General features: G+C 38.1%; 9 protein-coding genes. 8 read left to right on the top strand and 1 reads right to left on the bottom strand.

The window, feature by feature from the left end; all coding sequences use genetic code 11:
* Positions 1–111 precede the first annotated feature (111 nt).
* The 4 genes from C8268_RS17055 (at position 112) to C8268_RS17040 (ending at position 3,404) form a co-directional block, all read left to right on the top strand.
* Complete coding sequence (locus C8268_RS17055) at positions 112–828, top strand: hypothetical protein (RefSeq protein ID WP_106768778.1); 717 nt, start codon at positions 112–114, stop codon at positions 826–828.
* Between the two features lie 21 nt (positions 829–849).
* A complete protein-coding gene (locus C8268_RS17050; RefSeq protein WP_234032863.1) occupies positions 850–1,389 on the top strand; it encodes a hypothetical protein in 540 nt (179 codons plus the stop codon).
* 342 nt (positions 1,390–1,731) lie between these two features.
* A complete protein-coding gene (locus C8268_RS17045; RefSeq protein ID WP_234032988.1) occupies positions 1,732–2,400 on the top strand; it encodes an HAD family hydrolase in 669 nt (222 codons plus the stop codon).
* 59 nt (positions 2,401–2,459) lie between these two features.
* Positions 2,460–3,404, top strand: coding sequence for an AraC family transcriptional regulator (locus tag C8268_RS17040; RefSeq protein WP_106768775.1), 945 nt, complete (start codon positions 2,460–2,462; stop codon positions 3,402–3,404).
* A 127-nt stretch (positions 3,405–3,531) separates the two neighbouring features.
* Here the strand turns inward: C8268_RS17040 and C8268_RS17035 are convergent, their stop codons facing one another.
* Positions 3,532–3,741, bottom strand: coding sequence for a hypothetical protein (locus C8268_RS17035; RefSeq protein WP_106768774.1), 210 nt, complete (start codon positions 3,739–3,741; stop codon positions 3,532–3,534).
* Between the two features lie 137 nt (positions 3,742–3,878).
* Here C8268_RS17035 and C8268_RS22760 point away from each other — a divergent pair, with 137 nt between their 5' ends.
* From C8268_RS22760 to C8268_RS17020, 4 genes are read left to right on the top strand one after another with little or no spacing between them, the layout of a single operon-like run.
* Complete coding sequence (locus C8268_RS22760) at positions 3,879–4,157, top strand: hypothetical protein (protein ID WP_158702758.1); 279 nt, start codon at positions 3,879–3,881, stop codon at positions 4,155–4,157.
* A gap of 26 nt (positions 4,158–4,183) precedes the next feature.
* Positions 4,184–6,139, top strand: a complete 1,956-nt coding sequence (locus tag C8268_RS17030) for a S8 family serine peptidase (RefSeq protein WP_106768773.1) — start codon at positions 4,184–4,186, stop codon at positions 6,137–6,139.
* A gap of 39 nt (positions 6,140–6,178) precedes the next feature.
* A complete protein-coding gene (locus C8268_RS17025; protein WP_106768772.1) occupies positions 6,179–11,545 on the top strand; it encodes an RHS repeat-associated core domain-containing protein in 5,367 nt (1,788 codons plus the stop codon).
* Between the two features lie 12 nt (positions 11,546–11,557).
* Entirely contained in the window at positions 11,558–11,959 is a 402-nt protein-coding gene (locus C8268_RS17020) for a DUF4279 domain-containing protein (RefSeq protein ID WP_106768771.1), read from the top strand.
* The last annotated feature ends 84 nt before the right edge of the window (positions 11,960–12,043 follow it).

The raw sequence follows: 12,043 nt of genomic DNA, 5'->3' as shown, positions 1-12,043 counted from the left end.
TGTTGTGAAAATTTTCACAATTATCTTGAATTTTGTCTTATAAATTTTTGGATGATATAGGATGAATTCCAGTATAGGATCTTCGTATTAGCCAGTAGAGGAGATGATTTTTTGAGTTTTTGGCAGCATTTTAAAAAAATTGCAGCTGTTTTGGCCTTGGTTTTGTTACTGAACACAGTATTTACGGCATTAACAGTTTCTGCACTACCTGCACAAAGTGATCTTCAGAAAGTACAAGAAGAATTAAACCTAAATGAAAGTGAGATTCAAGAGCTTTTATTATTTATACAAGAAAACTCTTCAAGTATAGAAGAAGCAATTCAGGCTGATCCCGATTTAAAATCAAAAGTTGAACAATACAATGAGTATAGTAAAGAGGTTTCTCTTATTCTTGCATTTGCGGAGATAGCAAGAAGCAATACATCTGTGATAAGTCATTCTACAGATTTTAGTCTTCAAAGTGAAATATCACCTGCAGTATGGCCTATTGTTTGGCCTGTTGTTGCTGCTATAATTAAAGCAGCAATAAAGAAGAAGATGGGAAAAAAAATAGTTAAGCAAATTGGAGATCAATTCGATAAAGTAGTATGGCCGAAATTAGAGCCTGGAATTAAGAAGCAATATGAAAAATATGGTTATAGTAGAAATAAAGGACCAGGGCAGTCTGGGGCAGCAAATGGTGGAGAATATTTAAGGCTTCATGTTTTTACTTCTCAATCTAGAAATCAAACTCGGTGGCATTGGCACCAATTAGATGATAATTGGAGTAATCATCATGGAAATGTCGATTTATTTCATAATTCGTTACCAAAGTGGGGTACAGAATAACAAGTGGAGAAAAGATGTCTTTTGTTAACTTTTGGTTGTAATTTGGATCATAGTAATATTGATTATCTGGTTAAGCAGCGCCTCTCACAATTAAAGGGAAGGCTTCAAGAGGATTATTTCAATCCTAAACTCAATAAAGGTGCCGAATGTATCTTAAATTACCAAGTAATCGACACTAATTTTGATAAGATTTCTTCGAAATACTATTTAGATGATTATCATGTTACTGAAGCTCAGAAAAGCGGTTTCAAGTATTCTTTGGATAAATTGAAAGGGACTCACGTTTGGTGTAATCCACGAATTCAGGGCCACGCTTACTGTGTAGTGGATAATAATGAATTTAGTTTCAATGTCTATCAGTCATTAGAAGGGATGGAGTATCGTTTTCCTCAATATGATAATGTTGACTACAACGCAGACATTATTTTACGGAATAATCTACATAAAATGTTAGAGGAGGATCAATACTTACAGCTTCCAAATAATTTAAGCGATGACGAAAAGGATGAAATAACCATCCAATGGATACAGAATTTAATTGCAGTAAGTCACAAGGTGTAAAAATCATATATGCACTTTCTTGTGCGACATTAAATAGTCCCCTGATTCGTGAGAACAGCGGGACTATTTGTTATGTTCTGGTTACTCAATTGAATGGCTTTCTGAAGCCAGGGCATTCGCCTTCACCTCCGCTCATATTTTTTACAATATGTGGGGGCGGGTGCGCTCCAACCGATGCGAACTTTCATCAAGATGCTGGAAGTGATGAATCCAGTGTCCTTTTATAAATATACTTAATCAATTTGACATTGTGAACCGGACAGAAGACAATGTGGGGGAAGGCTTGCGCTTGACAGTAGCTTTAAGTACTTGCCTTACAGATTTATCAAGGAGGATACCATGATAGAAGCAATCGTCTTTGATTTTGACGGGTTGATTATCGATACGGAAACGCTCTGGTACAATGCATTCAAAGAAGTGTTGCAAGGCTATGAGGTGGAATTTCCGTTAGAAGTGTTCGCGAAATGTGTGGGTACGAGTGACAAAGCAATCCATACATATATTGAAGAGAAGCTGGGTCTGGAAAGTATCGAAACCATTTTGAAACTGGCAAGAGAGAACCACCGCAGCAAGGTGGAACTTCTGGAAATTAGAGATGGTGTAAAGGAATATTTGTCGGATGCAAAAAAAATGGGGCTTAAAATTGGTCTAGCTTCAAGCTCTAAAAGGGATTGGGTCGAAGGGTTTTTGAACAAGCTCCAGCTGATTGATTATTTCGAAACGATCCATACCGGTGATCAGGTCGAGAAGGTAAAACCGGACCCTGCGCTGTATATCAATGCGCTTCATGCTTTGGGGGTCGAGCCTAATAAAGCGATAGCGTTTGAAGATTCAGCCAATGGAGCAAGAGCAGCGATTGCAGCGGGCATGAATTGTGTTATCGTGCCTAATGAGGTGACGAAGGATTTAAGCTTTGATCACTATCATTTGAGAATCCGTTCCATGAGTGAAATGAGCTTGGCGAAGGTAATTGAACATATAGAGAAGGCAGCAACCGTAGAAGAAAATTAACTTTGGCGGCAGCTCATATAAAGATAGAGCCAATCTCCCGTAAATGGAGTGATCTGCCAATGAATGATGAATATGTTAAAAGAATAAACGCCGTCATCCAGTATATTAAAGACAATAGCTCGGAACGAATAACGCTAGATGAACTGGCGGAACGTTCTCATTTTTCGAAATATCATTTTAGTCGAATATTTACGTCGATGGTGGGCGTGACCCCGATCGCTTATGTGAATCAGGTTCGGGTGCATAAATCGATCCAATATTTAACGGAAACGAATCGGACGATTTTAGATATATCGCAGCTGTGCGGGTTTGAGTCTGTATCTGCTTTTAACGCGACTTTTAAGAAAGTTTATCGTCAGACACCCAGTGAAATTAGAACAGGCATTAGAAAAAACAGCAATATTCCACCGATCGTAAGCAATAATGAAAAAGAGTTATCTCGTCCTCACAATTACGATATAAATGAAAGCTCTAAAAGTCGTTTTTTAAGGAGGATTTGGGATATGAACGTTTCAGTCAGGGAGCTTCCTGTGTATGAAGTTGCTTATGTCAGACACATCGGAAGTTATTTGGACACACATCACGCATGGAGTGCGCTAGGGAAGTGGGCCGAAGAGCATGATCTTACCCCCATGAGCCAGTATTTTATCGGTATTTCGCTAGATGATCCCGCTGTGGTGGATGAATCTGAGTGCCGATATGATGCTTGTGTGACATTGCCGGACGGTTTTGTTCACAAGCGTGAAGAGACCGAAGAGGTCGTTCAATTTAAAAAACTGAGCGGTGGAAGCTATGCCTTATATCACTTCTACGATACGGTTGATAAGTTGGCTATCGCGTACCAAAGCTTGTTCGGACAGTGGCTGCCGAATAGTGAATATGAGCCTGATGATCGGCACTGCCTTGAGTTTTGCATGAATGATCCTGCACATGACAAGGAAGGCAAATGCAAGGTAGACCTGTATATTCCCATTAAAAAGAGAACTCTGATCGAGCGAGGATAAGCGATGAATATGAGACGCTGTTCGGGTGCTTTCCTATGATACATTCTAAACAGGAATATCAGCTATAGACGACAAAAAGATGACTTCTGCGGAGCAATCTGGAAGTCATCTTTTTGCTATGTGAAGATTAACTTAACCGATATGATGCGAACGGCTTTCCGTACATAAACGGCTCACTGATCTCATCCAGCTTCTTGGCAAGCTTTTCATCTATCTCAATGTCTAGACATTGCATATTGCTCTGAAGCTGCTCGGTATGGGTAGCGCCCACGATTACAAGAAAAAGAAGAAGAACCTGAATTATTAGATTTTTCTTTTGGATTTTTACAATACTCACTCAGTTCTAATTCCAAATGACCCATTAATTACCGTCTATCTAAGTGCTTACCACTATGATAATATTCTTAAGGCACATATCTGGAAGGAGTTGAGATTAGAGAGTATGTGTACCAAAAAAATTGGATAGGGGTGGTAATGTTGAAGCGTGGAAACAAAATCTCTGTTTGTCGTCTAATGCTTTCTTTGTTGTTTGTGTTTCTCATTTTCTTGGGTAGTACTGAAAATCCAAAGTCTACTAATTCAACTGCTTTTGCTACGGGGAGTGTTCAACCTGCAAAGCAAACTTATGAATACGATTCATTAAATCGTTTACAAACAATAAGCTTTTATAAAGACGGTGTTAAGTATTCACGGAACTACACCTACGATGATAATGGTAATGTCAAATCTATTACTACCATTCCAGCTCCGTAAACACCTAACGCATCAGGAGGACACAAATGAGAATTAAGAAAATAACAAGCATATTCTTACTGATTTCATTATTTTTTGGCTTGAATTTTATTTACGTCGGAGCAACCTCACAAGAACAGAAAACCTCGGTACAAGAAGAGATAGAACCAACGCAAGATTCGGAAGCGTCGGTAAAAGAAGTTAAAACACCAGTACAAAAACCAAAAGCATCATCACAAGAAAAAGAATATATTGTCTCGTTTAAAAAGGGGAAAGATTCGCGCTCTGTACTTAAGCAGAATAAGATTTCAAAGAAAGAGAAAAAGAAACTTAAAAAGCACAACACTTCTGTCATTGCATTGAACACTGACGAAGTCGAGAATTTGAAAAAGGACAGCAGCGTAGAGTTTGTTGAACCAAACGCTAAAGTCTCTATTAATGGAATCACTGCCGTTACCGGAGGTACAACGACAGATGCCGTAACTAGCAAAGAAGAAGTCCCTTGGGGCAATGTAGCCATTGGATCTCACATGCTAGATAAACAACATACTAAAGGTAAAGACATTAAAGTAGCAGTGCTGGATACTGGCGTATCGAACCATCCTGATTTACGTGTAGCCGGCGGGGTCAATATCGTTAATGGAACCTCGGACTATATTGACGACAACGGTCATGGTACGCATGTGGCCGGGACAATTGCAGCACTGGAAAACAATCAAGGCATTGTCGGTATAGCACCGAATGTAGACTTGTATTCTGTAAAAGTACTTGGGTCTGATGGTACAGGTACCTACACTCAAGTCATTGAGGGAATTCAATGGGCAATTGATAATAAGATGAACATTATCTCTATGAGTTTTACTGGTGCGGAAGATAGTGAATCACTTCACAGAGCGATAAAAGAGGCAGAAGCTGCAGGAATCATGATGGTCGCAGCTGCGGGAAACAAAGGTCTCGGTAATGACACCGTAATGTACCCTGCATCATATCCTGAGGTGATTTCAGTTGGTGCAACAACAAAGTCAAATGACCGAGCGAACTTATCAAGTACAGGAGAGGAATTGGATATCGTCGCTCCGGGTGTGGATATTAGAAGTACTACCAAAAACGGAAGCTATGGAAATATGTCCGGAACATCAATGGCAGTTCCTCATGTGGTAGGTGCTGCAGCTGTAATATGGTCGGAAAACAAGACAGCGGATGACAGTGAAATTAGAGAAATTATTATGAAAAATGCCACCACGATAGAACCAAAACAAGAATATGGTGATGGACTTCTAAACTTGGCTAAATCACTTGGGATCATCGATTCAGAGCTTCCTCCATTTCAGCAGGTTTATAAAGATGAAACTCAGCCTGAGCAAGGTGGAGACGGTGAAATTAGTATTTCTGCCGTTGAACGTGGTTCTATCGCCTATTTTGACAGAGGTGTACCTACTCCCCCTAGCGGATATAGTAGCTGGACTAAATTAAATATGGGGGTAGACAGTACGACAGGTAGGGTTTGTTCAGGAACATTTTTAGGTCCATTTAAAGCGGGCCAAACAGCACCCAACCCGCCATTAGCATGTGATACTTCAAATTGGAGTCTGGGTACTTACCAAGTCAAGTACACGTATTACTATCCAGAGGGCACTTATAGTATGACACCAGAAATCTTCACAGTAACCCCTGAACCTCCAACTGGTTTAACTGCATCAAAAATTACACAAAACAGTTTGTTGTTGTCCTGGAATCCCGTGAAAGACGTCACTACATATAAAATATTGGTCAACGGTAAATTGCATAGCAATACGACTTCGACGAGCAAAAAACTAACGAATCTCATGCCTAATACAGCTTATTCTATCAGGGTTAAGGCAGTAGACCCTACAGATCCTATAGCCGGTGCAACTTCACTTGTAGTTAATATAACCACAGATGGTCCAGGTGCTTTGCCCCGTTCTATACCTCTTGTTATTGAAGGTCAAACGTACAATGCATATCCGTATCAGCAGTATTAAACTTAAGTTTTCAACTAGAACAGTCAACTGGGGGAACATATGAAAGCCAAGTGGGTAAGATTTATATCACTTTTCATGACCGTAGTTTTGCTTATGACATCCGTTCCTTTTTCTATAGCGGATGCAAAGGAAAATAAGGCAAATAAAAAACCAAAAGATCAACGCTCAGAAATTGCACAATCTTTTAATAAGAAGGAAAGTGAAGTTCAGTCACTTTTAGATGAAGGATACACTGCAGAAGAAATTTCCTTGGCTTATATGAATCAAGAAACAGATTCAATACCTTTGGATAAAGCTTTAGGGAACGCTACGAAGGTTCCAATTAATCGTTCAAAAGATAAGAGTCGCATTGAAAACCCTGCATCGAAATCAGATGTTAAGAAAGAAGTATCAACATCTGGGAAAAAGGATTCATCGGTTGATTCATCAGCTACTATTGACAATCCAGTTAACAAGGAAACTTTAAACAACCTGGATATTAAAACAGATAGTGCTCCTTATTCCATTGGATCCTCAGGAGAATATGTTTCCACATTAGATGGTAGTTTATCTCTTTCAACAACCGATATGATGCTGCCTGGTCGGAATGGACTTTCTTTTGCTCTGACTCGATCATACAATTCCTCAGATGCTCAGTATTATGATATCAAGGGCACGATCTATGATGATGAAGATTTAATATACTCTGTATATTTCAAAGGTCGTGAAAAAATATTTCGCTTGAAGTTTGCGCCTAAATTTCAATTGGTACACAAAAGGGAGTATGCAAAAGCAGACGGCACAGATAGCGAAATACAAACCATTGGTACAGATGAATGGACTCTAGATAGCAGTATAAAGAAGACTGATGCTGACAAATTGGCAGTTAAGCTGCAAAATTCTAAGCCTTCTTATACTGGTCCGTGGTCAGCTGTTGAAAATGGTTATAAAAAAAGAGACATTTTTACTTACGTTGATAATTCCGTTCAGACTGTGGCTGTGGACATGGTGTATACCGAGGAATCTCGTACAGGTGAATTTCTACGTCATGAGTATATTAATGAAGACGAAGCAAAAGCAGAGTTGAATTTATTAAACAGTCTTGCAGGTTCAACTGAATACCTGTTCGACGATGCTGAGATTACAGGTACGGATGACACTGAATACCTCATTAAATTATACGATATTGACACTGGTACGCCTGAAAGTAAGCCTGCAAGAATAAAGGTTGAACCGAATACAGACGGAAAATGGGTTTCAAGTCAAACTACAGTTAGTACGTATAATGATACATGGTTCCCACTTGGAAAAGGATGGAGCTGGAATATTCCTTATATTAAGGATGGTACTTATGTTCATTTGGCAGGTAGAGGTACTTATGAACGAGATGGTAGCTCTTTAAAGGGTTACCCGTGGAACGATCTCTCAATTACAGATGAAACAGGTACCATTTTGGTTAACGGTAAGGAACAAGCCTATAAATATATTCTTAGTTCAATAGATGGTACCAAACAGTACTTTAATACAGCGGGTCATCTCATCAAGATTACGGATTCTCATGGGAACTATATTGATTTTCAGTATGCTCACTCCACCGACTATGGTAGAGAACTGTTGTCAAAAATTTCAGATCCACTAGGTAATGAGATTAATATCGCTTATTCGAAAACGGAAGTCGTAGTGACTAGTGGTGATAAAACAGTTACTTACACGAAAGTTCCTATTCAAAACAACGGTAATATTATTGAAATTTTGGACAGAGTAACTGACCCAGGAAATCGGGTAACTCGATATGAATACTCGCAAAAGACTAATACAAGATACAACATGCTTAATGATGATATTTCAAGTGGTATTTCTAATGGATATGCACTTATTGATACGGTGTATCATCCAACCGGTGCAGAAACTAAATATGAGTATAAACCATTGCCAACTACCCGATATGTTGGTCCTGATGCAGTAAACCAAGTGTATCAGATACAATCTCGGGAAGATCGTATAATAACACTGAATCCGGACACACAAAAGCCTACGTATACGGCAAGTAACCGAGTTAATTTTGATTACCAAGGAGACATTGGCAGCTCGTACGGTTCCGACATTTCGTTTTCAACGATTTCAGATGACGGCTTAGCCAAAACGACTTATCAATATGATAAAGACTATATCGATGCTACGAATCCAACAACTTACTATCAAACAAACATAAAGCAAGTACAAAGTGGACTGGAGACGTCCATAAATTATACTTATGATCGAGAGAAGCGTCTGACTTCACCGATTGATACAAGTACAACCTATAAAGATAGTCAAAGTGGAAAAGTAAGAACTGAGACTACCAGAACACAATATGATTCATATGGAAATGTAAAATCGCAAACCGATGAACAAGGAATTACCATTCAATATACGTATCATCCAGGGACTCATTTGATTCACACGATTAATCAGCCCATCGATGAAAATCGTAGCGTATACACTGAAGTAACGAAGACTAGCGCTGGTGACCCAGATGTGGTAACCCAGAAGGAAAATAATCAAAACGGAAAATTACTGAGCATGAGTGATTTTGACTATGATCAATACGGTAATGTTTCCAAGGTTACGACTAAACTGGATGCGAACGATTTAAGTAAAGAATCTGTCCAAACATTTGCTTACGATCCGAAATATAATAGTGCGTTTATGACATCACAACAGACAAGTGGTGTAGATAGCGCAGGACAGCCCTTTACCTTAAAAATGCAGGCTGAATATAACCCTTTGACAGGTCAGATGAATAAGTTTATCGATGGAAATAATGCCGAGACTTCTTATCAATATGACAAATTGGGTCGGATTACAAAAGTGACAAATCCAGACCAAACTACAGTAAGAATTGATTATGATGATGAAAACAATAGAATCATTCAAACTAATGAAACGGGTGCAATTACTGAAACTCGATATGACCCTTTAGGACGTGAAGAACAACAAGGTATTCATAAGAATGGTAATTATACTGCTAAGTTGAAGTATGAATATGATTCTTATAGTCGAATCGACTATAAGGAAGATGCGGTAGGAAACATTACTGAATATGATTATCAGCCATTTTCGAGCGGACTAAAAACGATAACAACCTATCCGGATAAAAGTAAATTCACCACGGTAGAAGATGTAGTCAACTTAAAAAAGAGCAGTATTGATGGCATTGGTAACAAAATAGAAACTACGATGGATATAATGGGTCAACCTATTTCGACTATTGAAACAGCAATTGACTCCAATGATACCTCTAAACAAAAAGTGACACAGCTCGAAAAGTTAAGCTATGACTATATCGGAAATGTTAAATCTCAAGAGGATGCCAAACATTATATTACCAATTTTGAGTATGATTATTTAGGCCAATTAAAAAGTGTGACAGACTCCAAATTAAATCGGACTACATATGAGTATGATTTAACAGGAAATCTAACAAAACAAATCAATCCAGATGGCACGTTTACTGAAAAACAGTATGATGAAGCCGGTCGTCTAAAAAGTAACCAGCAGCAGGGTGGAAAACCGGAAACTTACTTGTATGATGGGAACAACAATATGGTAGAGCATCATACACGAACAGGAAAGATACTAAAATATGAATATGACTTGCTAAATCGATTGAAACTCCGTCAGGATGGAACTGAAACCATACAATATGACTATACCAGTGATGGCCTTCGTAAAAGTATGACGGATACATCCGGGAGCACTAATTACGCATATGATCCGGATACGCGTGAACTGTTATCGATTACCTACCCGGATAAGAAAACACTGACGTATCAATATGATGAACGGGGTAATGTAACAAGCCAGACTGGTCCGTTTAACGACACCGTTACATTTGACTATGATTCAATGAGTCGGATTGAGAAAGTGAATGGTGGTCTGGATGGAGCCTATTCGTATTCCAGTAACGGCACGATGAAGACCGAATCGCGGGGAAATGGGATCACAGCTGCATATAGTTATGAAGGTCTCAAGCTCACATCACTTAATTATGAGCATCCGAGCCTATCAGCTGCGAACTATAGTTATCAATATGATGATAATAATAACATCAAATCTTTTACCAAAAATGATATTACTCATTCATTTACGTATGATGAGTTGAATCGGATTAAGACATCAACGTTGTTCCAAGAAACGTATGATTATGATGCACGTGGCAACCGCAGCACATTGCAAAGTGAACAGGTCCCTACTGATTCAAACACTCTTTATGAATATGATAACTGGGATCGTTTGAAACAAGTAACAAATGCAGATCAACCGAAAGTATCATATAAGTATAATGGCGATGATCTAATGATCGAGCGTACAGAAAATGGCTCTATTAAACGTTACTATTATGATCAATTTAAGAATATCATTGCTGAAGGCAGTGTGCAGTCTGATGGGTCCGTAAAGAAAGTAGCAAGTTATGTTCGAAATGGTGATTTTTTAAATTTCCGTGTAGATGAGCAAGGTAATAAACAGTATTATGTACTTAATGGTCATGGTGATGTAGAGTACCTGGTTAACTCTAATGGAGACATATTAAACTCATACACATATGATTTGTGGGGAAAACCGATCTCAAAGTCAGAGAAAGTTACAAATCCATTCCTTTATTCCGGTGAGTATTGGGATGCGACAACCGATTTACAATACCTTAGATCCAGATGGTATGATCCAAGTGTAGGGCGGTTTATTAATGAGGATACGTATGAAGGGGAATTAAATAATCCGCTTAGTTTGAACCTGTATACGTATGTGGCTAATAATCCTTTGCGTTACATTGATCCATCTGGTCATAAGCCGGCAGGGATTAATTATTCTGAAGCAGATAGGGAAGCAATTCGGAGATACCAATCAGTATTTGCTATCGGACAAAAAGAGAAGAATCTGCTTATGATGCAATCTGCTCATGATGCGGCGAACCTTATTAGATTCAATTATAAGTCTAGGCTAGATCGGACAAGTTATTTTAATGATGGCATAGTATACACTAATCTTTCAAAGGATATGTACAACGAATTTTTATTTGGGAATGTTAGGGAAATACCTCTTTTAGAAGATCCTTTGTTTTATGTCTTCGATGGAACCTTTGCAGTTGCTTATAAATCATTAAGTAAGCTAGCTATAAAACAAATGGGTAAAAAAAGTGTTGACCAAACCACTGAATATTTAATCAAATTAGATTTACAATTATTTGGAAAAAGCATTCAGAAGCTTGATGATAAATTTATAAAAAAGATGGGAATAGATGCACACGATCTAAAATATGAGTTTTTGGGAAAGAACGCTAAAATTTCTCAATATGATTTGTATGTAGATAAAGCTTCAAAAGAAATTATGATATTTAGAAAAGGAGGTAAAGGGGAAGGGATTAATACTGGATATTATACAGATTGAGGTGCGTAGAGAATGGAGAAGACGAACATACGGGCTGAGTTCATCATTGCTGGAGATAATTTTGATCCAGATTTAATAACACGTGAGCTTGCCATATTACCGACAGGACAATATCTTAAAGGAGAAAAAGTAGAAGGTAGGAACATAATCCGTCAAGAATGCAGTTGGTTTCTGATTTTGGATTATGAGGAGTCATACGATATTAATGATCAACTGCATAAGCTAGTAAAAATATTAGAAAGTCGAGGGGAACAGTTAATTGAATTAAGAAACACATTTAATTTATATTATAAATTTAGTTTTTCAATTCGAATTGAGAACAATGAAACTCCAGCTATCACTCTTGAACATGATATGATTTCATTTGCAGATAAAATAAAAGCGGAATTTGATTTTGATCTTTATATTTTTTAATGATGTAGAGTTAATAGTTAAATGCTGATTTTTCGCCACATGTGAGCGTTTGCTCCATGTGGTTTCTTTTTTGAGTTGAAACAT

It is taken from the genome of Paenibacillus faecalis, from assembly GCF_900289175.1.
Taxonomy (GTDB): Bacteria; Bacillota; Bacilli; order Paenibacillales; family Paenibacillaceae; genus Paenibacillus_AQ; species Paenibacillus_AQ faecalis.
The sequence above is the reverse complement of the archived record's forward strand: the minus strand, read 5'-3'. Positions and strand labels throughout refer to the sequence as shown.